Source organism: Microbulbifer agarilyticus (assembly GCF_001999945.1).
GTDB lineage: Bacteria > Pseudomonadota > Gammaproteobacteria > Pseudomonadales > Cellvibrionaceae > Microbulbifer > Microbulbifer agarilyticus_A.
Window position 1 is genome coordinate 3,208,682 of record NZ_CP019650.1, and the last position, 22,054, is coordinate 3,230,735.

20 protein-coding genes are annotated in these 22,054 nt (G+C 56.2%); 9 read left to right on the forward strand and 11 right to left on the reverse strand.

What is annotated here, in order from left to right; translation table 11 throughout:
• Positions 1-171 precede the first annotated feature (171 nt).
• The 6 genes from hpf to yjgA all read left to right on the forward strand — a co-directional run bounded on the left by hpf (position 172) and on the right by yjgA (position 4,299).
• Positions 172-465 (forward strand): ribosome hibernation-promoting factor, HPF/YfiA family, encoded by a 294-nt coding sequence (gene hpf / locus Mag101_RS13420; RefSeq protein WP_077405989.1) that lies wholly within the window; start codon positions 172-174, stop codon positions 463-465.
• Positions 466-527: 62 nt separating this feature from the next.
• A complete protein-coding gene (gene ptsN, locus Mag101_RS13425; protein WP_077405992.1) occupies positions 528-989 on the forward strand; it encodes a PTS IIA-like nitrogen regulatory protein PtsN in 462 nt (153 codons plus the stop codon).
• A 100-nt stretch (positions 990-1,089) separates the two neighbouring features.
• Positions 1,090-1,959 (forward strand): RNase adapter RapZ, encoded by an 870-nt coding sequence (gene rapZ, locus Mag101_RS13430; protein ID WP_077405995.1) that lies wholly within the window; start codon positions 1,090-1,092, stop codon positions 1,957-1,959.
• Between the two features lie 53 nt (positions 1,960-2,012).
• Positions 2,013-2,282: an HPr family phosphocarrier protein gene (locus Mag101_RS13435; protein ID WP_077405998.1), complete on the forward strand. Its 270-nt coding sequence runs from the start codon at positions 2,013-2,015 to the stop codon at positions 2,280-2,282.
• A gap of 73 nt (positions 2,283-2,355) precedes the next feature.
• Positions 2,356-3,726, forward strand: coding sequence for a magnesium transporter (gene mgtE / locus Mag101_RS13440; RefSeq protein WP_077406000.1), 1,371 nt, complete (start codon positions 2,356-2,358; stop codon positions 3,724-3,726).
• Between the two features lie 42 nt (positions 3,727-3,768).
• Positions 3,769-4,299 carry a ribosome biogenesis factor YjgA gene (gene yjgA, locus Mag101_RS13445; RefSeq protein WP_077406003.1) on the forward strand — a complete coding sequence of 177 codons (531 nt, stop codon included), beginning with the start codon at positions 3,769-3,771 and terminating at the stop codon, positions 4,297-4,299.
• 86 nt (positions 4,300-4,385) lie between these two features.
• Here yjgA and Mag101_RS13450 read toward each other — a convergent pair whose 3' ends face one another.
• The 5 genes from Mag101_RS13450 to mpl form a co-directional block, all read right to left on the reverse strand.
• The gene (locus tag Mag101_RS13450; RefSeq protein WP_232325026.1) at positions 4,386-4,988 is read right to left on the reverse strand and encodes an alpha/beta fold hydrolase; all 603 of its coding nucleotides are present in this window, start codon (positions 4,986-4,988) and stop codon (positions 4,386-4,388) included.
• Positions 4,989-5,142: 154 nt separating this feature from the next.
• On the reverse strand, positions 5,143-7,788 hold the full coding sequence (locus Mag101_RS13455) for an efflux RND transporter permease subunit (RefSeq protein WP_077406006.1): 2,646 nt from the start codon (positions 7,786-7,788) through the stop codon (positions 5,143-5,145).
• A 59-nt stretch (positions 7,789-7,847) separates the two neighbouring features.
• On the reverse strand, positions 7,848-8,081 hold the full coding sequence (locus Mag101_RS13460; RefSeq protein ID WP_232325213.1) for a SelT/SelW/SelH family protein: 234 nt from the start codon (positions 8,079-8,081) through the stop codon (positions 7,848-7,850).
• A 69-nt stretch (positions 8,082-8,150) separates the two neighbouring features.
• Entirely contained in the window at positions 8,151-8,771 is a 621-nt protein-coding gene (locus tag Mag101_RS13465; RefSeq protein WP_077406009.1) for a flavin prenyltransferase UbiX, read from the reverse strand.
• Between the two features lie 29 nt (positions 8,772-8,800).
• A complete protein-coding gene (mpl, locus tag Mag101_RS13470; RefSeq protein ID WP_077406012.1) occupies positions 8,801-10,198 on the reverse strand; it encodes a UDP-N-acetylmuramate:L-alanyl-gamma-D-glutamyl-meso-diaminopimelate ligase in 1,398 nt (465 codons plus the stop codon).
• Between the two features lie 341 nt (positions 10,199-10,539).
• Here mpl and Mag101_RS13475 point away from each other — a divergent pair, with 341 nt between their 5' ends.
• The gene (locus tag Mag101_RS13475) at positions 10,540-11,811 is read left to right on the forward strand and encodes a 6-phosphofructokinase (protein ID WP_077406015.1); all 1,272 of its coding nucleotides are present in this window, start codon (positions 10,540-10,542) and stop codon (positions 11,809-11,811) included.
• Between the two features lie 96 nt (positions 11,812-11,907).
• On the opposite strand, the gene Mag101_RS13480 is transcribed toward Mag101_RS13475, so the two are convergent.
• On the reverse strand, positions 11,908-13,296 hold the full coding sequence (locus Mag101_RS13480; RefSeq protein ID WP_077406018.1) for a glutamine synthetase family protein: 1,389 nt from the start codon (positions 13,294-13,296) through the stop codon (positions 11,908-11,910).
• Between the two features lie 188 nt (positions 13,297-13,484).
• Here Mag101_RS13480 and Mag101_RS13485 point away from each other — a divergent pair, with 188 nt between their 5' ends.
• Complete coding sequence (locus tag Mag101_RS13485; protein ID WP_077406020.1) at positions 13,485-14,387, forward strand: alpha/beta hydrolase; 903 nt, start codon at positions 13,485-13,487, stop codon at positions 14,385-14,387.
• 126 nt (positions 14,388-14,513) lie between these two features.
• Here Mag101_RS13485 and Mag101_RS13490 read toward each other — a convergent pair whose 3' ends face one another.
• From Mag101_RS13490 to Mag101_RS13510, 5 genes are all read right to left on the reverse strand, one after another.
• Complete coding sequence (locus Mag101_RS13490; RefSeq protein ID WP_077406023.1) at positions 14,514-15,146, reverse strand: hypothetical protein; 633 nt, start codon at positions 15,144-15,146, stop codon at positions 14,514-14,516.
• 509 nt (positions 15,147-15,655) lie between these two features.
• On the reverse strand, positions 15,656-16,783 hold the full coding sequence (locus tag Mag101_RS13495) for an acyltransferase family protein (RefSeq protein ID WP_077406026.1): 1,128 nt from the start codon (positions 16,781-16,783) through the stop codon (positions 15,656-15,658).
• 183 nt (positions 16,784-16,966) lie between these two features.
• A complete protein-coding gene (locus tag Mag101_RS13500; RefSeq protein ID WP_077406029.1) occupies positions 16,967-18,130 on the reverse strand; it encodes an iron-containing alcohol dehydrogenase in 1,164 nt (387 codons plus the stop codon).
• 4 nt (positions 18,131-18,134) lie between these two features.
• On the reverse strand, positions 18,135-19,535 hold the full coding sequence (locus tag Mag101_RS13505; RefSeq protein WP_077408332.1) for an aldehyde dehydrogenase family protein: 1,401 nt from the start codon (positions 19,533-19,535) through the stop codon (positions 18,135-18,137).
• A gap of 123 nt (positions 19,536-19,658) precedes the next feature.
• Complete coding sequence (locus Mag101_RS13510) at positions 19,659-21,137, reverse strand: glutamine synthetase family protein (RefSeq protein ID WP_232325027.1); 1,479 nt, start codon at positions 21,135-21,137, stop codon at positions 19,659-19,661.
• A gap of 296 nt (positions 21,138-21,433) precedes the next feature.
• Here Mag101_RS13510 and ppa point away from each other — a divergent pair, with 296 nt between their 5' ends.
• Entirely contained in the window at positions 21,434-21,970 is a 537-nt protein-coding gene (ppa, locus tag Mag101_RS13515) for an inorganic diphosphatase (RefSeq protein ID WP_010130952.1), read from the forward strand.
• Positions 21,971-22,054: the final 84 nt, after the last annotated feature.

A 22,054-nucleotide genomic window follows, 5' to 3' on the forward strand; every position in this document is an offset into this window, starting at 1 on the left:
AGCGAAAACTTGCCTCGCATACTGACTACTTCGAGCCCTGAAAGCAGTATTCCGCACAACCAATAGCCCTGCGCCGAGTGTATCCTTCCATTCTGACGCACTTCCTAGTAGGGTTGCCGCCCTGAGCGGGGGTGCGACAGGATTCGTGTTGTACCCAATAAGGAGAAATCCATGCAGATCAATATCAGTGGTCACCATGTAGAAGTTACTCCGGCCATTCGCGATTACTGCCTGACCAAACTGGACAAGCTCTCCCGCCACAACGACCTCGTCAACAATGCACAGGTCACTCTGTCTGTCGACAAACTCACTCAGAAAGCCGAGGCCTTAGTGCACGTAAACGGCAACAAGGATATTTTTGCCGACTCGGAATCTGACGATATGTACGCAGCGATCGATTCGCTCACGGACAAGCTCGACCGTCAGCTGCTGAAACACAAAGAGAAGTTACGCAGTCACCGCTAGTCTCAGTACTTGGAGTACCCAAGAGCAACGGCTGACTTGCACCGCTAGATCATCTGTACGTTATGACATTGGAAGCATTACTCTCTCCCCGCCTGAGTCTTTGCCACCTGGCTGGGAGTAGCAAGAAGAAGCTGTTGCTCAATATCGCCCAGGCGATCTCTGAACAGTTCCCCGAGCTGGATGCCGACACGGTATTCAGTCAGCTGGTCGCCCGTGAACGACTGGGATCCACCGGTATTGGCGAAGGGGTCGCCATCCCCCACTGCCGCCTGCCCGGCTGCGAAAAGCCGATCGGAGTGCTGTGCACCACCTCCCCTGCGGTAGACTTCGATGCCATCGACCGGCAGCCCGTGGACCTGTTGTTTGCGCTGCTCGTCCCCGACGATTCAGAGCAGGAGCACCTCGATACCCTGGCGGAAATTGCCGCGCTATTCAGCGACAGCCGGGTGCGGGAAAAATTACGTGACGCCACCACCAGCGACGAGCTCTACGCGCTGGCCATTAACAGCGCTGCAGCGGCATAAATTTCCACCCCGCTACCGGGGGTGACTGCTTTATACTGGCACGGTTCGCCACCGCTACACCAAAACCGGTGCCAGCCAACCAGCAAGGAGCGCGACAGCAATGCGATTGGTCATTATCAGCGGCCGTTCGGGTTCAGGAAAAAGTTCTGCCCTACAGCTGCTGGAAGACGTTGGCTTCAACTGTATCGACAACCTTCCCACCAGCCTGGTGCCGGACCTGCTGCGCCGCGTTAGCCAGCAGCCGCCGGAGGAAAACACCCAGCTAGCACTGGGCATTGATGCGCGCACCCTGTGGCAGGATGTGGCCCAGGCCCCCAAGATCATTGACGACCTGCGCGCAAATGGCGTGGACTGCGATGTGGTTTATCTGGACGCGCGCTCACCGGTCCTGGTACAGCGCTTTAGCGAGACTCGCCGCAAGCATCCATTGAGCGACAGCCATACCCATCTGCTGGAAGCACTCAATCGCGAGAAAGAGATCCTCGCGCCACTCGCTGCCATGGCCGACCTGGTGATCGATACCAGCAATCTCAGCCTGCACCAGCTGCGAGACCAGATTAAGACCCGTGTCGTGGGCAAGGACTCACCGGGCATGGCGGTACTGTTTCAGTCCTTCGGTTTCAAGCACGGGGTACCCGTGGATGCGGATCTGGTGTTTGATCTGCGCTGTCTGCCCAACCCCTACTGGGTACCCGAGTTGCGCGAGAAGACCGGCAAAGACCCCGAGGTCGCCGAGTTTCTCCGCTCCCATCAGGAAACCGAGGATATGCAGCGAGATATCACCGCGTATCTGGAGCGCTGGCTGCCCTCCTACCAGCAGAGCAACCGCAGCTATACCTCCGTCTCGATCGGTTGCACCGGCGGCAGGCACCGCTCCGTGTATATGGTGGAAGCTCTCGCCAGGCATTTCGCCGAGACCTTTGAAAATATTCAGATACGCCACCGGGAACAGCAGAAAAACCGGGACTGAATCCCCCAGGAAACGCCCCGCTACCCGCACCGATAACCAGAAGAACAGCGCCCATGCAAAAAAGCCGGATCACCATCATCAACAAGCTCGGACTGCACGCCCGTGCCGCCAGTAAGTTTGCCCAAACCAGCGCCCGTTTTTCCTCTGAGGTGAAGGTGCACTGCCAGGGCAAGGCGGTAGATGGCAAGAGCGTGATGGCGTTGATGTTGCTGGCCGCCGGCAAGGGCATCGAGCTGGAACTGGAAGTCATCGGCCGCGACGAAGACGCCGCGCACAAAGCCATTTGCGCACTGATCAACGACCGCTTCGGTGAGGGTGAGTAAGCGCAGGGCCTGATCGCCATACACGCCGCCAAACGCGGCACACGCGCAACACCACCAGCTAGCAGGAAACACCGTGGTTAATCCCACCACCAATACGGACTTTACCTTCCGCGCGCAAAAGCAGCTCGGCGAGCTATATGCGGCGCTGGATAGCGGCACCGGCCGGGAAGTACAGCAGATGCTGGCATCCCTGTCGCCGCAGAGTATTGCCCAACTGCTGGAAAGTTCGCCCCCGCACATTCGCCAGGTCCTGTGGAAACTCATCGACCAGGACGTGGAAGGGGAAGTCCTGCAAGAGCTCCCCGACGAGGTACAAAGCCAGATTCTTTCCACCATGGATACCAAGGAAATGGTAACCATCATGGAGGGGCTGAATGCGGATGACGTCGCCGATATTCTGCAGCAGCTGCCGGAGCGGGTGATGGCAGAGGTGCTCTCGGCGATGAGCGAGAGCGACCGCAAGCGTGTGGAAAGCGTCCTCGCCTACGACGAGGAAACGGCCGGCGGCCTGATGGACACGGAGATCGTGTCCGTGCGCCCCAACCTTACCCTCGACGTGGTTTTGCGCTATCTGCGCCGGCACGACCAACTCCCCGAGTCCACCGACAACCTGTTTGTGGTAACCCGCAAAGACCGCTTTATCGGCCTGCTGCCACTGACCAAGCTGTTAACCACCGATCCGTCCGTCACCGTGCGCGAAGTTATGGTGACCGATGTGGACCCGATTCCCGCAGATATGCCCGACGATGAAGTGGCGCGGCTGTTTACCAAATACGACTGGGTAACCGCGCCAGTGGTGGATGAACACAAGCGCCTGCTCGGGCGCATCACCATCGATGACGTGGTGGATGTGATCCGCGAAGATGCAGACCACTCGCTGATGAGCCTCGCTGGTCTCGACGAAGAAGAAGACACCTTCGCCACCGTCGCCCGCACCGCCCCCCGCCGCGCCATCTGGCTCGGTGTCAATCTGCTCACAGCGCTGCTGGCGTCCTGGGTCATCAACCTGTTTCAGGGCACCATCGACAAGGTGGTGGCCCTGGCGGTGCTGATGCCCATTGTCGCCAGTATGGGGGGGGTTGCCGGCAGCCAGACGCTTACGGTGGTGATCCGCGGCATGGCCCTCGGCCAGATAGGCAAAAGCAACCTGGGATGGCTATTGTCTAGGGAGCTGGCCAGCGGGGCGCTGAATGCCATCTTGTGGTCCACAGTCCTCGGCGCCATCACTGCGCTGTGGTTTGGGGATCACCGCATTGCCTGGATTATTATTGCCGCCATGGTCATCAACCTGATTACCGCCGCCCTCGCCGGCGCTATCTTGCCGGTGACGCTCCGCGCCATGCGCATAGACCCGGCGCTAGCCGGCGGTGTGGCACTGACCACGGTGACCGATGTGGTAGGATTCATGTCCTTCCTCGGTCTCGCTACCTTGTATTTCGCCTGATGCCGCTCCTGCCGTGGAGCGCCAAATTTCTTGAGATGTTTTATGCACAATTCCGACGACTTTGACTCACACGATGAATTTGACGAGGACCTGCCGAAGAGCAAGACCCAGCTCAAACAGGAAATGCATGAACTCCAGACACTGGGCAAGCAGTTAACCGAGTTGAACGCGGCCAAGCTTGCGGAAGTGCCGATGGATGCCGAGCTCACAGACGCCATCGACACCATGCACCGCATCAAGTCACGCGAAGCCCGCCGCCGGCAACTGCAGTTTATTGGCAAACTGATGCGCAATGCCGATGTAGAGGCAATCCGGGCCGTGCTGGAAAAGCACAAAGAGCAGGATCATCAACACCTGCGCTTTGACCGCATGGCGGAAGACTGGCGCCAGCGACTGCTGGAGCAAGGCAAAGATGCCCAGAGCGCCTTCTTTGACGCCTACCCCAGTGTAGACCACCAGCAGTTACGCGCCCTGATTCGCGAATCAAATAAAGAAATCGCCAATAAAAAAGCGCCCACCAATCAACGCAAACTGTTTCGCTACCTGCGCGATTTTTTTATGCAGAACGACTAACAGCCGGTCGCTCTCCAGCGCTTATCAATAGCGAGCACTTATCCACATTTCCGCACGCGGGCCCAGCGCCCGCATTCACCAGCGCCTTACCAAGGCCTCACCAGTACACTCGACAATTCCTGGGCAACGATTTCAATCACCCGCGGATTTTGTGGCACCCAGCGGTGCAAGCTGACCGGCACCTGGTAGGTTTCTCCCAGTGGCAGGCGGGAACTGGTGTAAGGCACGATGGTGGTATCGTAGGGCGTCCAGATGGAGACCGGCGCAGTGCACTCCAGTAATCCCGAATCGCTATTGAGGTCACCCAGGAAATCGCTGCCGATGCGCAGCTGACGCCCGCCTTTGTAGGGCAGGAAGTGCGCCCAGGCACTGCCAAAATGTGGGCTGGAGAGGGAAATAAATTTGTGTACCCTGTCCGCGCCACCCAAGCGCTGCAGGTAATAGCGCGCAACAATGCCTCCCATACTGAACCCCACCAGCGCACAGGTTTCCCCCTGACGGGTTACCTCTTCCACCAGATCGCGCAGCTGCAGGGCCATAGGCTCCATGCCGTGCCAACCACTGTTGGTTTTCAGTTTGACATTGTGCGTGGTGAATCCCGCCAAATTCAGGGCATGCTGCATCCTGAGCATCGAGTTGCCCCGGTCAAAGATGCCCGGAATCAGTATTGCTACGCGACTTTTTCGCACTTCCTCACCACCCACAGGTCAGCCAACCTACTGCTGCGTATCCCATAAGGTTAGAAGGCTGATGCTGTGAGCGAAAACAATTCGGGCCCGGGGATTCACATCCACGGGCCCGAAACTCAACCAATCAATGGTAATTGGCTACCGGCAAACGCTGTCAGCTAGCGCACGCCTCAGCCACCGGCAGAGGCTTTCCCGGCGAGGTATCTCCCGCAGGTTTTGGCAGCGGCTTGAACAGCACCAGCAGCAGCGGCAGCAGGGTCAGGGAGCCCAGCAGCGCCGCAGACATAGCCAGTGCAGTCAGCAGGCCAAAGTATATGGACGGTACAAACTTCGACAGCGCCAAAATCGAGAAACCGGCAATGATGGTAATCGCGGTGTAGAACATCGCCCGGCCAATGGTGGCATGACTGCGATGCATGGTCGCCACGTAATCGCCGTCTTTGGCAAACTCCTCGCGGAAGCGGTACAGGTAGTGAATCGCATGGTCCACGCCAATACCCACAGTAATGGCCGCAATGGTAATGGTCATCATATCCAGCGGAATATTCGCCAGCCCCATGCCCCCGAGCACCACACAGGCGGCGAGAATATTCGGTACCAGCGCAATTACGGCCAGAGACAGGGAGCGGAACAACACCAGGAACATCAACAGAATGCCGGCAAACACCGCACCCAGGGTGAGGATCTGCGACTTAAACAAGCTCTGCAGCATGTTGTTGTAGAGCACCAGCATGCCGGTCTGACGCACATTCTCCGGGGCCAATCCCATTTCGTCCTCGGCAAAGGTGTAAATACGCTGGATCAGCTCATCCCGGCGCAAGTTCGGGTCCGTCTCCATTACCCGCATGGTAATCCGGGCCTGCTGCTCCCGCGGGGACCAGTAAGGATTGACCAGAACCTGATTGATCTCTTCCGGCAAAGTCTGGCGTGCTACCGCCAGCTCAAAATCATTCAGGCCGCCGTCGTTCAGATCCTGCGCCACCTTGTACAGGGTCGCGAGCGATTGCACCTTGCCAATTTCCGGCTGCGCTTCAAGGAAGTCGTGCAGTTGCTCGATCTGGTTTAAACCGGCAACGGTAAACCAGTAGGCGTCCGGCGCCACTGCCTCGCCCTCGCTGGCAAAGGGGTCGTCCGCAGCGAACGGATCCTCGCTGGCAAACGGGTCTTCAGCGGCAAACGGATCACCGCCTGCTTCACCACCGACAGATTCATCCCCAGCTAACTCTTCTCCTCCGAAGTCGCTGCCAAAGGGATCTTCCTCACCCTCGAATGCGGGCGCGGAATCCTCGGGTTTATTCAACACGATATCCAGATTGATGGTGCCGCCGAGACGCTGGTCGATCACCAGCATGCCCTGGTGGATTTCCGTCGAGTCATCAAAGTAATCGATAAACCGGTTTTCAACTTTCAGGCGGGAGATACCCACGGCACTGATGATGGCCGCCAGCACGGCAACCCCTAGCACTACCGCCTTGTGGTGCTCCGCAAAGCGGGAAAACACCTGGGTAAACGCGTGTGAATTGTCTCTGCCCAATGCACCGTCCTGCTTTTTCAGCAGCATCAGGCTGGCGGGGATAATCAGGAAGGACAGCACCAGTGCCAAGGTCACACCGATGCTCATCATCCAGCCGAAATCAATCACCGGACGAATACCACTCACCACTAACGAGATAAATGCAACCATGGTGGTCAGGCCCGTATACAGGCACGGTTTGGCCATAAACGCGACGGTGGCGGAGGCCAGCTGGAAGCGATCCCACTCCGGATGCTCGGCAAAATATTCCCGGTAGCGCACCGCCAGATGGATGGTAATCGCCAGCGTGATGATCAACAGCAGAGCAACAAAGTTGGCGGAAATCACGGTCATCCGCCAGTCGAGCCAGGACAGCAAGCCCAGCATTACCACAGCGGTGGTGACACAGGTAATCAGCGGCAGGATTACCCAGCGCGGCTGGCGGAAAATAAGCAGCAGGGTCACCACGATAAAAATCAGAATACCCGCGCCGAATACCATCAGGTCGCTCTGGATAAACGCGATCATATCCGAGGTGATCATAGTGAGGCCGCCGAGGAACAACTCCGCCTGATCGTCATAGTGGGTGAGGATTTCCCGCACTTCCTGCACCCGCTCGCGCGCTTGCGCCTCCTGAGCGGTGCGGTGTTTCAGGTAGTCCGTGGTAACCACTTCCAGGCGCTCGGCCTGCTCCAGGTTCAGGCCGTCACTGTTGCGCAATCGACGCAGCGCATCGCGCTCGCGCACGAGGTCCAACCCCTCCTTGTCCAGCTCCAGATTGAGCATCATGGCGGTAGTTTCGCCGTCTGGGCTCAAAATCAGCTCTTTATAAATGGGGCTTTCGAGAAACTCCGTGCGCACCATACCGCGATCGACACCAGGACTGGACAGGGTGCGGATACCATCGGCGACTTCGGAAATAGGTAGCTTCGGGCTGTACAGCAGGGGCACGTTCAGAATGGACTGCACCGTGGTAACGCCCTGCACCATGGCCAGCTCGTCCTGCAGACGCCGCATGGTTGCGAGGGACTCGTCGCTAAACAGGTCCCCGCCCTTATAGCGATAGGTAACGACCAGAAAGTCACCGGAGTTATAGCGCTCGGAGATCTCGCGGAAGAAATCCAGCGAGTCGTCGGTCTCCAGGGTCAGGGAGTCCGCAGAGGCATCCAGTTTGAAGCGCGGCAAACCCGCGGCAGCGGCGATGGTGAGCAATGCCACCAACGCGAGTACGGTTTTCGGATGCCCGAGAACCAATTTTTCATACCAGGTCTTTAAGCCCAACAGCATAATTCATTCGCTTTTTTAATCGACGACGAGGGCCATAGATGCTGGCACACTCGCGATATTCAAGGTCGCTTATCGACGTGACCAAGGTCGCGTTCAGGAAAAAGTACATCGCGCACTTTCTGTTTCAATTCTTTCGCCCCGGGAAAGCCCCCGTCCCGCTTGCGTTCCCAGATCAGCTGCTCACCGACGTGGATCTCGAATACCCCGCCGCTCCCGGGCTGCAGCGCCACCTGATCCAGATCTTCGGAAAAGGTGTACAGGAGTTCCTGGGCCATCCAGGTTGCCCGCAACATCCAGTTGCACTGCACGCAAAAGTGAATAGTGACCGTCTTTTGGATACTTCTACTACTCACCGGCTCTGCTCACTGGCCGCCCCAGGGAGGTAACAAGTCCTGTTCAACCTGCAGCTGGCTCAGAATCCGGGCCACCACAAAATCCACCAGTTCTTCCACCGACTGGGGCCTCTGATAAAAACCCGGGCTCGCGGGCAGTATCACCGCACCCATACGGGTCAGCTTGAGCATATTCTCCAGGTGCACCTCCGAATACGGTGCCTCACGGGGCACAATAATCAGTTGCCGGCGCTCCTTGAGCGCCACATCGGCGGCCCGCTCAATCAAATTGTTCGAAGCCCCGCAGGCAATCGCCGACAAGGTGCCACCGCTGGCCGGGCAGATAACGAGGCTGGAAGCTGCCCCGGTGCCCGATGCCACCGGCGAAAACCAGTCGCGTTTGCTGAACAGGGTCAACTGATCTGGCTCCGCATTGTACAGATCGCTCAAAAAACATTCTGTGCGCTCTTCCTCTTCTGGGAGCGAAATATCGGTTTCGGTATTGATTACGATGCGCGCGGCATCTGAGATCAGTAACCACACGCGTACCCGTGCGGCCAGCAGGCACTGCAGCAGGCGCAAGCCATACTGGGCGCCGGACGCACCGGTAATTGCGAGGGTGACAGTTTTGGAGAATGTGGGCTCAGCCAATGGGGTATCCGTTACGCCCCGTGACGAGGCTATCCGCTGGTAGTCTGCGACCCGTACTTGTGCTCAAGTGCACGCAATAGCCGCTGGTGTACACCGCCAAAGCCACCGTTGCTCATCACGATCACGTGACTGCCGGGGCTGGTCAGTTCGAGAACGGATTCTACCGCAGCCTCGATGCTGTGGAGAACCTTCGCTGGCACGGTGGAATGGTGGACCACCTCATCCAGGGACCAGTTCATCCCCTCCGGCTGATACCAGAGCACCAGATCCGCCCCAGCACAGGCGCGGGCCAGTTGGTCGCGGTGGTGCCCCTGACGCATGGTATTTGAGCGCGGTTCGATCAGCGCGACCACACGATCCTCGCCGACTTTGGCCCGCAGACCATTGAGGGTGGTTTCAATCGCTGTGGGGTGATGGGCAAAATCGTCGTAAACCCGGATCCCCTGGATATCCCCCAGGCACTCCATACGGCGTTTCACCCCGGCAAATTTTGCCAGCGCCTCGGCAGCTACCGCAGGCTCCACTCCCACGTGACGCGCCGCGGCCAATACCGCAAGGCCGTTTTTGACACTGTGCATACCGGTTTGATTCCAGTGCACAGTGGCGACGACGTTACCTTCCAGCAGGACATCAAAGCGACTGACATCGGCAGCAATATTGATGGCACACCAGTCTCCCAGACGGACACCATCCTCACGCTCCACATCGAAGCGTTGCACCTGGCTCCAGCACCCCTGATCAAGCACCTGGGTGACCGTGTCTTCCTGAGCCGCGACCACCAGACCGCCAGCCGGCACCGTGCGTACCAGGTGGTGGAACTGCTTCTGGATCGCCGCCAGGTCATCAAAAATGTCTGCGTGGTCAAATTCGAGGTTGTTGATGATCAAGGTGCGCGGGCGGTAGTGAACAAACTTGGAGCGTTTGTCGAAAAACGCCGTGTCGTATTCGTCGGCCTCCACCACGAAGAATGGGGTGCCGCCGAGTCGTGCGGAGACATCAAAGTTGCTGGGAACGCCCCCTATCAGGAAACCCGGGTCCATACCCGCATATTCCAGCACCCAGGCAAGCATACTCGCGGTGGTGGTCTTGCCGTGTGTCCCGGAAACAGCCAGCACCCAGCGCCCGCCAAGAAAGTGATCGCACAACCACTGGGCGCCGGAGGTATAGGGCAATCCTTTTTCCAACACCGCTTCCACCGCCGGGTTACCCCGCGACAGGGCGTTACCAATAATGACCAAATCCGGCGCCGGCTCCAGCTGAGACGGGTCGTACCCCTCGGTCAGAGTAATGCCTGCACGCTCCAGTTGAGTACTCATGGGGGGGTAAACATTGGCGTCAGAACCGGTGACTTTGTGGCCCTCGGCCACCGCCAGCTGGGCCAGGCTGCCCATGAAAGTCCCACAGATGCCTAAGATATGAATATGCATGCCAGTAGAAATGCTCTCTCAAAATACGGATTGCCGTGAGACCTTAGGTTCACGCAATCATTTTCGCCATACAGGCATAGTAGTGACCGGCAGCCCTAGTCGGCGCGGTTTTTGCTTGCTTGGTATTCAGCGGCATTGCGCGCTGCGACACAGCCGTATTCGGCAATCGGCCAAGCTTATCATGGCCTTTTACCGCAGTATGTGCCGAATGCCCGCAATACCATGCAATTACTATATGAATACATTAGACTTCGCGCCGCGCGAGGCTGCCAATAGAAGTCGCCCGCCGACAACACGCCAAGACGTGTACTTTGACGAGAAACTGCAGCCATAGGATAGTCATGTCCAAGAAGAACGCTTTTTACGCGCAATCTGGCGGCGTAACCGCCGTTATTAACGCCTCCGCCTGCGGGGTTATCGAAACCGCCCGCCAGCACAGCGACAAGATCGGCAAGGTCTATGCCGGCCTGAACGGCATCGTCGGTGCTCTGAGAGAAGAGTTAATCGACGTCAGCCAAGAGTCCACCGAGACCATCGCCGCCCTGCGCCACACGCCTTCCGGCGCTTTTGGCTCCTGCCGCTACAAGCTGAAAAGCCTCGAGCAAAACCGCGCCGAGTACGAGCGGTTGATCGAAGTGTTCAAAGCCCACGACATCGGCTATTTCTTCTATAACGGCGGTGGCGATTCCGCCGATACCTGCCTCAAGATTTCCCAGCTGTCGGAGAAGATGGGGTATCCGATTCAGGCAATCCACATTCCGAAAACCGTGGACAACGACCTGCCGTTTACCGACAACTGCCCCGGATTTGGCTCCGTAGCCAAGTATGTTGCGGTGTCTACAAAAGAAGCCGCGCTGGACGTCGCCTCCATGTGCGCGACCTCCACCAAGGTATTTATCCTCGAAGTGATGGGTCGCCATGCCGGCTGGATTGCCGCCGCCGGTGCCCTGGCCCAGGAACAGGAAGGCGATGCACCGCACATCATCCTGCTGCCTGAAGTGGCTTTCGACAAAGAAAAATTTCTCGCCAAGGTGCAGCAGACCGTTGCCGACAACGGATACTGTGTGATCGTTGCTTCCGAGGGCGCCCAGTACGAAGATGGCACCTTCCTCGCGGATGCCGGCAGTGTTGATGCCTTTGGTCACAAACAGCTGGGTGGCGTCGCGCCGACACTGGCCAAAATGGTCAAAAACGAGCTGGGCCTGAAGTACCACTGGGCACTGGCAGACTACCTGCAGCGCGCTGCACGACACATTGCCTCTGCCACCGACGTCGAGCAGGCCTACGCCGTGGGCAAAGCCGCTGTTGAAGCGGCTATCGCCGGCAAAAATGCCATTATGCCGACCATTGAGCGCAATGGCAGCTCGGCGGCCGACTACAGTTGGAGCATTGGCGAAGCACCGCTGTCGGAAGTGGCCAATGTCGAGAAGTTCATGCCCGAGGAATTCATTACCGCAGATGGCTTCGGTATTACCCAGGCAGGCAGAAATTATTTGGAACCGCTGATTCAGGGCGAGGACTACCCACCGTATAAGAACGGCATCCCCCAGTATGCGCGCCTGAAAAAAGTGCTGGTGGGCAAGAAACTGGAGAAAGGCTTCGACGTCTTATAAAAGGTTAGTCACGGTTAGCAATAGCCAAGCCAAAATAAAAAAGCCCCCGCGGGGGCTTTTTTATTGTCCCTTGGACACGCAACCAACACGTATCCGCTATACATTCAGCAATAGATGCTGGCGCTCCCAAGGCGAAATTTCCCGGTGGAACAAACGCATCTCGTATGACTTCACGGCCGCATACAGCTGGCAAAAATCTTCGCCGAGCGCCTGGCGCACCTCATCTGCACCCTCAAAAATACGCAGTGCTTCATCGAAAGTACCGGGAATGTAAAAGCTCTCTTCCAATTCCTCATCCAGTTCTGAGGCCGCCGGAGCACTGGGTTCCACGCCGTTAACCATTCCCAGATATCCGCAAACCAGACTCGACGCGATCGCCAGATAAGGGTTGGCGTCCACACCCACCACACGGTTTTCCAATCGACGATCCTGCGCTGCGGAATTGGGTACCCGCAGCCCCGTGGCACGGTTGTCATAGCCCCAACCGATATTGGTGGGCGCACTGGAATTATCGGCCAACTCGAAGCGGCGGTATGAGTTCACGTTGGGAGCAATAAACGGCATGATCTCGCGCAGGTGCTTCTGCGTCCCACCAATAAAGTATCGAAACAGGTCCGAAGCACCGCCATCCTCATTCGAAAAAATGTTTTTTCCGCTTTTGGTTTCGACCACACTCTGGTGAATGTGCATGGCACTGCCAGGCTGATCGCGCATGGGTTTCGCCATAAACGTGGCAAACATGCCGTTTTTCAGTGCAGCTTCGCGAATGATTCGTTTGAAGTAAAACACCTGATCCGCAAGCCAAACCGGGTCCCCGTGAGGCAGGTTGAACTCCACCTGACCAGCGCCATCCTCCTGAATCACGGAATCAATATGCAGCCCTGCGGACTCGGCAAATTCGTAAATGGTGTCAATCACCGGGCCGTATTCATCGATTGCCGTCATAGAGTAAGACTGTAACGACGTGCCCGTGCGGCCGGTGCGCCCTACCGGTGGCTGGATCGGCTCGTTAGGGTCAACATTCGGCCTGGTTAGATAAAACTCGAGCTCCGGGGCCACAATCGGCCGCCACCCCTGCTCGGCATAGCAGTCGAGCACCCGTTTGAGCACATTGCGCGGCGCACAGGGTATGGGCTGCCCATCCGCATCGTGTAAGTCATGGATAATCTGTAAGGCCGGCTGCCGGGCCCAGGGGACCGCCATCGCGGTGGTCAAGTCTGGCACCAACGTCATATCACTTTCCGCCCACTGATCCTCGATATCCATCTCCACATCTTTTCCCGTGATGGTCTGGTAGAAAATGGAAATGGGTAGGAAGGTCTGAGTATCTGGAGAGTACTTGCTCAGTGGCATTGCCTTACCGCGGGACATACCATGGAGGTCGGGGACAATACACTCCACCTCATCCAGGCGACGACCGTTTAAATATGCATGGAAGGCTTTAGGCAAACTGTCCAGCCAGGAACAGGAATCGGGCTGACTCATGAAAACTCCGCTATTAGGTAACGCCACGGCAGTGTAGCGGATAGCGAGTCACAGGGCGCGGCTCGTTGAACGCCAGTTTCGTGTAAATTTGACGTGATCCGGAACTCAACCCCCTGTGCAGGGGGATTCAGAAGGGAAGAGCTGTGCGATAGCATTTCAATCCATCTGCAGATGCTCAGGATAAAACCATGCTCTCAAGAATCTTCGCGTTACTCAGCCTCGTTATGCTTACCCCCTTTGTGCAGGCAATGGCGGTATCCGCAGGTAGTCTGATCACACTACCCGATTTCCCTTCGCAAAATATTGAACCGCGCCCGGTGCACGTGTGGTTGCCCGATGGGTATCCCAGTGGTGGCCCTTATGAAGTCTTGTATATGCATGACGGACAAATGCTGTTCGACGACAAAACGAGCTGGAATAAGCAAGAATGGGGGGTAGACGAAGTAGCCTCCAAACTGATGGCTGCAGAACAAGTTCGTCCATTTATCGTTGTTGGTATCGAGAACATTACCGCAAAGCGCCATGCGGAATATTTTCCACAGAAGGCATGGGGTTTGATGCCTGCAGAAGCCCGGGCACAAAAGCACCCACTGAACAACACCGAGCTACTGGCCGACAACTACTTGAAATTCATTGTTGAAGAGCTCAAACCCTATATCGACGAAAACTACTCCGTCATGGGCAAGCGGTCGAGCACGCACATTGCCGGCTCCAGCATGGGAGGCTTGATTTCCCTGTATGCGCTGATGGAGTATCCGGAGGTCTTTGCCTCTGCTGCGGCCGTCTCGACCCACTGGCCCGGGATCAACCCCGGTGACCCCCTCCCCGTCGCCGAGAGTATTCGTGACTACCTGCGCGTGAATCTACCAAAGCCCGGCTCTCATCGGATCTATTTTGATCATGGTACCGAGACCCTGGATGCTCACTACCCGGAACACCAGAAGAAAGTTGATGCGATCATGCGGGAAAAAGGCTACTCGGATGCACGTTGGACAACCCGAGTGTTTACTGGCCACGCCCATGACGAGAGATCCTGGCAATCCCGCCTGACGATCCCGCTACTGTTTTTGTTTGCGACGGATGCGCCTTAATCTTGCACCCCGGACCTCGGCCACGGCCTTCTCCGCAGCTGCAAATGGAAGACAGACCTGAGCCCAACCCTAACTGAAAATACACTCCGGCATAAACCATGGCATCCGAGAAAAGGAACGAGTGGTTTATGCCGGTCTGCATACCCAAAAGCCGGCTTTTTCGGTTGGCTGCAACTTCTTGCGCTGGCGACGTTTGGCGATATACGCCTTAAGATCCGCAAAAAAATCAGCCTTGTCGGTGTAGGCAAGTAGCCCCGTATTTGGCTCATTGATATACAGGGTGCTGTTTGCACCCCACTTGCCGCCAATGGCGATATCGTGATGCCAGACAGAAATGTATGCGGCCCACCGACCATCTGGAATTTGCTTCTCGGTAAACTCCACCAATTCAAGTTTTTCTGCCACCTTGATATTGGTTTCAATATGTAGCGCGGACATTTTCTCCACATGGGTATCAATATGACTGCCAAAGTCTTTGATCATTGTTGCCTGAAAACGCAGAAAGTTGGTGTAGTACGCTTCATACACGCTGCCATCACTGGCTTCGAGTGTTCCGTTTAGAAATGCTATCACCCACGCGGAGGAAACCCCTTTGCAGATACCGTGCCCCTTCGGGCGCTTCTTATCCACACCCTGACGATCCAGTGTGTCATCGCCAGCCCACCAGTCACCGGGCTTTGGGGCATGATTGCCGCCGTGAACATTCTTGTTCAGCAGTTTCCCCGACATGGTAGATGATGCATGTACAAAATTTGGCATCCGAAACTCCCTTTTGCTCCGCTGTAAAAATAGCTGACAATCCTGCATTGCCGGCCGCACGCAATTCACTTCGACAACTAGTGGGAAATTTACTGTGAAGGGAATTTTGTCCGCAATCGAAATAAAACCGACTCTGGCACCAATATCGGAAAATATTCAGAGGAAGCTTGCATGAAGAGACACCCAGCCCCGGGACAAGGATTTCGCGCCACAACAGAGAATATAGTGGTACGGCGAATCAGGAATCTAACAACCACTAATACATGATCAGAGCATACCTACAGCACTGAAAGGGATGGGGGAACACATCGGGCAGCCGCCCGACATGCGAACGCCCTATTTTGTCGGCATGCGTACTAAAACACGAGAAGTCTGCCAGATCGCATCGAAATCGTCCTCATGCCTTCATGAACATGCGCAGCCTGATACACAGATAAAAAGTTGGAGCAGTGATTTCCACTCCAACTTCGCGCCAAACCTCTTGATACTAGCTAAAAAGCTGATAAGCCCTAGGCACTTACCGGCTTAACCTGGGCAGGATCTGCTTGTTGGCGGGAACCATAATCCAGCCGGCCATTAAACAACAATGCAGTAAGTTTAAAACGCTTTACCAAAATAAAATGCACCGCAACACCGGCGAAACAAGTGGCGACGGCGGCAGTCAACATCCGTAAATCCATCGACATCCCGGCGCGCTGCAAGACCATAAGCAACAGTGCAACAAACAAGAAGTGCACAACATATACGGTATAGGCGGATTGTGTCATAACGCGCACCACCGCAAAGTCCTTATCGAGAAACCTTGCTGAGAAGGCACATAAAAATACCGAAATGAGCGTCGCCATCACATATTTATAGATTGTGAAGAAGACCTCAAACACCTGTGCTTCACCACCAGACAAAAGACCGGAACCCGCGACAAATTTCAACCCGATGTATCCCGCAATGCATGCAAGCATCGCCGCACCCCAGCGAAGATAGCCACGATTGAATAGATCGTAGATGTCTTTCCACAGGAACATCAAAACACCCAACAGAAAGAATGGAAAATGCTGAACGGACACCAAAACAAACAGGCCTACAAGATGAATATAGGGAATCTCCCACATAAAACTTGGCAGGATGACCTTATATGACAGCCCGCATACCACAATCACCAAGGCGTAGAAGACAAAGATGGCCATTTTTTCTGGCATAAAGCGTGACAGCCAGCCGATGCACCACTTCGAAGCCTGAACGATGTAGCCGAGAATCAGCGTATAAGCTAACAGTGAGAATAAGAACCAGGCGTGGTACATCCAGAACATTTTGAAATCTTTACTCGCACCGGCCTCGCTGTAGTAGGCCGTCATCCACTGTGCGGTAAACGGCGCCAATAGCACAACGCAAACCAGCGCCGGAACCGTCAGCATGACCACGCGACTTTTCAGGAACGGAAGAGTCCCTTTGCGCTCAATCAATGCCACGGAGAAGTAGCCCGAAATCAGAAAAAAGCAGGCCATTCGGAATGCACCGGATGCTTCACGCACAAAATCAAAATCGCCCGATCCAGCATCCGCATGAGCGGAGCGATAAAAGACCCCCACAAACAGTGCGAACGCGCGTAAAAAGTCCAAATGGTATAGTCGACGATCCATGTCTCCCCCTAAATCCAAGTAAAAGCACCCTAAAACAGGCAAAATTCTACAGCCGATACATTGTTACTTTTTTCGACACCGTGCTGCGGCGCTATTGTCGTTTATCCCCAATGGGATTGCATTAACGTACTCGGGGAAAGAACTGTTTGGCTTACATTTTTGTCGTCGAATGCCACATTCTACTTATCCACGTACTGCGCTCAGGAAAAGCTGCCGATAATCCTCGGTACTGAAGGCAATGGGATTACTCTGCGCAGACGGGTCACTAGCAGCCATCTGCGCAACCTGTTGCGCATCTTCTTCACCGATTTCGATATCCGACAATGTACTTGGGATCCCTAGTGCCTGACGCAGCCCAAGCACCCATGCAAGCACACCTGAAAACCCCGAATTCGGGAGGGATAGGTAGCGCGACAAACGCGTCATGGGTTCTTCAATCGCACTGCGATTGGCGATTAATACGTAGGGCATCAAGATCGCATTCAACAGGCCATGATGCTTGTCGTACAGGGCTCCCAATGGGTGGGCCAATGCATGCATCGCGCCTAGCCCGCGCTGAAAAGCGGTAGCCCCCATACTGGAGGCGGCCAACATCTGCATACGTGCCTCCAGGTCAGCACCATTTGCCACTGCACGTGGCAAGTAGTCATGGATCATACGCATGGCCTCCAGCGCAATACCTTCCGCCATGGGGTGGTAACTCGTTGCGCAATACGCTTCCAGATTATGCGACAAGGCATCCATACCCGTCGCGGCGGTGATCTGCGGTGGCAACCCCACGGTGAGAGCCGGATCCAATACAACAATTTCAGGCAACATACGCGGGTGAAAAATAATTTTTTTCAGGCGCGCCTGCTCATCGGTAATCACCGAAGCGCGGCCGACTTCCGACCCTGTTCCCGCGGTAGTCGGGACGGCAATTACTGGCTGCATTCCATGGACATCAACCTTGAGATAGTTATCACCGACATCTTCAAAATCCCAGATGGGATGTGCTTGCCCAACCATAAGCGCGATCGCTTTTCCCGCATCCAATGCGGAGCCACCCCCCAGGGCAATGACGCCATCGCAGCCATGCGCCTTGCATACAGCCACGCCATCGTCGATATTTTTTCCCGTAGGATTGCCTTTGATGTCACTAAATACCGTCAGAGGTATTCCTGCTACCAGGCAATTCTCGACAATAGTCTGCACCATTGGCAGAGCCACCAGCCCAGGATCTGTCACCAATAGCGGCGTGGCCATTCCCAATTCACGGCACAACTGTGGTAGTTCAGCAATTCGCCCCACCCCGACACGTACTGCAGTCGGATAGTTCCAGTTTGAAAAAAATGCAGTATCAGGCATGGCGTTATCCGCGCTGCAGTTTGAAATTAAACGACTTCGCTCGGGTTAGGTGTTCAAACCCGATACCAGACAACGTGCAACCACGCCCGGAATTTTTTACGCCGGTCCACGCCAGTGCCGGATCCAGATAATCACACCGGTTCAGAAACACCGTGCCCGCGCGCAGCCGGTCACCCAGGTGCAGTGCAACTTGCTCGTCGGCGGAATAGATCGCCGCGGTGAGACCGTATTCACTGTCGTTCATCAGCGCCAGCGCCTCCTCGTCATCACGCACCGGTACCACCCCCAGAACCGGGCCAAAAGACTCTTCGTTCATCACCCGCATATCGTGGTCCACATTGGTCAGTAGCTGCGGAGCCATATAGGCACTGCCGCGGCAGTCCAGCGCAAAGGCCCCTTCATCAATATGTGCGTGCGCGCCCTGTGCAACCGCCTCGTCGATTTGATCGCGTACAAAATCTGCAGCGCTGGCACGCACCAGTGGCCCCAACGTGGTTTCCGGCTCATCCGAACGACCTAGGCGATACTGGTTAATTTTCTGCACTGCGCGCGCGACAACTTCGTCATATGCCGACCGATGAACGTATAACCGCTCGATACCACAACAGGATTGTCCTGAATTGAAAAAGGCCCCATCGACAACAGAATCCACCGCATACTCGAGGTCAGCATCCGCACGCACGTACGCGGGATCCTTGCCACCAAGTTCCAAGCCCACAGTGAGAAAACGCCCGGCAGCCGCACTCTCTACCGCAGCACCGCCAGACACCGAACCAGTAAAGGCCACGTGCTGAACGTTTCCGCGAATAATGAGTTGCTCCGCATCCCGGTGGCCGAGATGAAGATATTGAAAAACACCGGCAGGTAACCCCGCCTCGGAAAATGCGTCAACCAACCGTTCGGCGCACAGCGGTGTTTGCGCGGAGTGCTTCAGAATCACACTGTTTCCCGCAAGTAACGCCGGCACCACAGCATTGATAGCGGTGAGATAGGGGTAATTCCACGGCGCGATCACCAGACTTGTGCCCAGCGGCTCGCGGCGAATAAAGCGCGTGTAGCCGTTTTTTTCTGGCAGCGATATATCCTGCAACGGGCTACCGTCGGATTCGGCGAGCTCAGCCATATACAGGGCGCGCTCGGCCAGGCCGTCAATTTCGCCACTGGCGTAGGTAATGGGCCGCCCCATTTGCCAGCAGATTTCCTCGGCGAGAACGTCTTTTAGTTTTTGTAAATTGGCCACTGCGGCGCGCACCAGCTCGACCCGTTCCGCCATCGGGACCAGTCTCCAGGCAAGCTGGGCACTCCGTGCGCTACCCAGCGCATTTTGAATTTGGTACTCCGTCGCCAGCGGTCGCTCCACGTAAACGCGGTTATCGATCGGAGAAATACACTGGAGTTTCTGCATAACGATCTCGGCTTCCTGCCACAATTATCGGAGTCGCTTTTCCGGGTAAGCCAAGCGTGTGGCAGCCCCCTTCCGTAGCTATTCGATTTACCGCTAGATGATTTCCCGCTAGATAATTTCCCGCTAGATAATCTCAAAGTAGCGCTGTAATTCCCACTCACCAACGTGCTTGCGATATTCGCGTTCTTCCCACTCGCGACTGGCGGCAAAATGCTCCACAAACGCATCGCCAAATAGGCTGCGCGCGGCACTGGATTGCCGCAGCCGTTGCGCCGCATCCCAAAGGGTGGATGGCAGCGCCAACTCCGCCGGGTATTGCCCCTCGTAGGCGTTCCCAAGCACGGGCTCTCCCGGCTCCCACCCCTGCTCGATACCGTAGAGACCGGAGCCAAGGGCCACCGCGAGCGCAAGATAGGGGTTGGCATCGGCGGCACCCAGGCGATATTCCTGGCGCTGCGATTGTTCACTGCCAGGGATCACACGCAAGGCCGCGGTGCGGTTTTCCACGCCCCAGGTGGCATCCGTGGGCGCCCAGAACCCGGGAACCATACGCCGGTAACTGTTTATGGTCGGCGCAACCATACTCAACAACTCGGGCATCAACCGCTGCTGCCCGGCGAGAAAATGCCGCTGGGTATCGCTCATACTGTGCGGCTGCCCCGGGGCATAAAACGCAGACCTGTCGTCGCTTTTATTGCGAAGAGAAAGATGTATATGCCCGCTCTGTCCGGGGTACTCATTCGACCACTTGGCCATAAAGGTGGCCATCAGGCCGCGGCGCTCCGCCAGTACCTTGATAAAGGTTTTGAACAGCGCGGCCTTGTCTGCCGCAGCCTCTGCCTGATCCACAGTGATGGCCGCTTCCAATACCCCCGGACCCGTTTCCGTGTGCAATCCTTCAATAGGGAAATCCATGCCCTCGGCCAGGGTGAGGATTTCCTCGTACAGATCCGCATGCACGGAATTACGAATCATCGAATAGCCAAACCACCCCGGTGTGAAGGGTTTGAGGTTTCGATACCCCTTAGCACGTGCGCTATCTGGGGTTTCCTCGAACAAAAAGAATTCGTATTCCAGAGCCGCATAGGGACTGAAACCCGCCTGTTCACAGCGCTCGATGACTCGCCGTAACAGCGCGCGCGGGCACACGGCCTCGGCCGCGCCGTCAAATTCCGCCAGGAACAACAACATGCCGTCCTCAAACGGCACCTCGCGACAGGTATGCGGCAATATCCGCACCGGTGCATCTGGATAACCGGTGTGCCAACCGGTGTATTGGGCGTTGTCGTAAAGCTGATCCTGTGTGTCCCAACCCAACACCACATCACAAAACGCAAACCCCTTGTCTAGCGCCGAAAAGAATTTCTCGCGGCTCATATACTTGCCACGCATCACCCCGTCGTTATCGAACAATCCCACCTTCACATGACGGAGGCCGCGGGCATCAACGATGTGCTTGGCGTCTTCCACCGAGCGTACCTGACGCGGCTGTGGAGACCGTGACACACCGCTGGCTGATAAAGACGTGGAAGACGGAATACCGGAAGAAGGGGTTACAGGTGGTTCCTGCGACGAAGGCGGCAGTTCGGTGGACTCGTCCATGGTCGGCTCCATTATTGTGATCTGGATTGTGACCCGACAGACGATGCAGGCTGCGGGCAAAATCTTGCCTACAGCATAGTCAACACCGGAAGACTCATATGGTGACCTGCCATGACACCCCAACAAGAGGACCGGCAAAGCGGCCGACTAAGAGTAACCAAGCGTGACTAAGGTCGCAGAACACGCAGTGACTGGGCGACTATGTTAGCGCTCGCTCAGGGTATATAATCCGCGCTCCGAAATTTAACCCACCCTTTTTGATTATTTTTTAGTCAGGACCACCAACAGGACTAGCAATGAGCTTCGACAAGGTTTCCCCAGGTAAAGAGCTGCCCAACGATATCAACGTAATCATCGAGATCCCGGCCAACCACGATCCGATCAAATACGAAGTCGACAAGGACGCAGACGCGGTATTCGTAGACCGTTTCGTAGCTACCCCGATGTTCTACCCGGCCAACTACGGCTACGTGCCTCAGACCCTGTCTGAAGACGGCGACCCCTTGGATGTACTGGTTGTTGCACCTTACCCGGTAATGGTTGGTTCCGTAATCCGCTCCCGCGTGATCGGTGTTCTGAACATGACCGACGAATCTGGCGTTGACGCCAAACTGCTGGCGGTACCGCACACCAAGCTGACCAAGCTGTACGACCACGTTAACGAAATCGGCGACCTGCCGGAGCTGCTGATCAAGCAGATCGAGCACTACTTCGAAAACTACAAGGCGCTGGAAGCTGGCAAGTGGGTGAAAGTAGACGGCTGGGCCGATGCTGACGCAGCACGCGCAGAAGTTATGGCTTCCCGCGAGCGCTACCTGAAAGAAGAAGGCTGATCCCAAATACTGGTGATCGCCCGATCTTTCCGAAAGCCGGCCTTGCGCCGGCTTTTTTGTGCCCGTTAAATAGGCGTAACAACA

What these genes read in the sequence shown, in the direction of transcription:
- hpf (WP_077405989.1), top strand. Translation starts at nt 172, where the DNA reads ATGCAGATCAATATCAGTGGTCACCATGTAGAAGTTACTCCGGCCATT.
- ptsN (WP_077405992.1), top strand. Translation starts at nt 528, where the DNA reads ATGACATTGGAAGCATTACTCTCTCCCCGCCTGAGTCTTTGCCACCTG.
- rapZ (WP_077405995.1), top strand. Translation starts at nt 1,090, where the DNA reads ATGCGATTGGTCATTATCAGCGGCCGTTCGGGTTCAGGAAAAAGTTCT.
- Mag101_RS13435 (WP_077405998.1), top strand. Translation starts at nt 2,013, where the DNA reads ATGCAAAAAAGCCGGATCACCATCATCAACAAGCTCGGACTGCACGCC.
- yjgA (WP_077406003.1), top strand. Translation starts at nt 3,769, where the DNA reads ATGCACAATTCCGACGACTTTGACTCACACGATGAATTTGACGAGGAC.
- Mag101_RS13455 (WP_077406006.1), bottom strand. Translation starts at nt 7,788, where the DNA reads ATGCTGTTGGGCTTAAAGACCTGGTATGAAAAATTGGTTCTCGGGCAT.
- Mag101_RS13460 (WP_232325213.1), bottom strand. Translation starts at nt 8,081, where the DNA reads ATGTTGCGGGCAACCTGGATGGCCCAGGAACTCCTGTACACCTTTTCC.
- mpl (WP_077406012.1), bottom strand. Translation starts at nt 10,198, where the DNA reads ATGCATATTCATATCTTAGGCATCTGTGGGACTTTCATGGGCAGCCTG.
- Mag101_RS13475 (WP_077406015.1), top strand. Translation starts at nt 10,540, where the DNA reads ATGTCCAAGAAGAACGCTTTTTACGCGCAATCTGGCGGCGTAACCGCC.
- Mag101_RS13480 (WP_077406018.1), bottom strand. Translation starts at nt 13,296, where the DNA reads ATGAGTCAGCCCGATTCCTGTTCCTGGCTGGACAGTTTGCCTAAAGCC.
- Mag101_RS13485 (WP_077406020.1), top strand. Translation starts at nt 13,485, where the DNA reads ATGCTCTCAAGAATCTTCGCGTTACTCAGCCTCGTTATGCTTACCCCC.
- Mag101_RS13490 (WP_077406023.1), bottom strand. Translation starts at nt 15,146, where the DNA reads ATGCCAAATTTTGTACATGCATCATCTACCATGTCGGGGAAACTGCTG.
- Mag101_RS13495 (WP_077406026.1), bottom strand. Translation starts at nt 16,783, where the DNA reads ATGGATCGTCGACTATACCATTTGGACTTTTTACGCGCGTTCGCACTG.
- Mag101_RS13500 (WP_077406029.1), bottom strand. Translation starts at nt 18,130, where the DNA reads ATGCCTGATACTGCATTTTTTTCAAACTGGAACTATCCGACTGCAGTA.
- Mag101_RS13505 (WP_077408332.1), bottom strand. Translation starts at nt 19,535, where the DNA reads ATGCAGAAACTCCAGTGTATTTCTCCGATCGATAACCGCGTTTACGTG.
- Mag101_RS13510 (WP_232325027.1), bottom strand. Translation starts at nt 21,137, where the DNA reads ATGGACGAGTCCACCGAACTGCCGCCTTCGTCGCAGGAACCACCTGTA.
- ppa (WP_010130952.1), top strand. Translation starts at nt 21,434, where the DNA reads ATGAGCTTCGACAAGGTTTCCCCAGGTAAAGAGCTGCCCAACGATATC.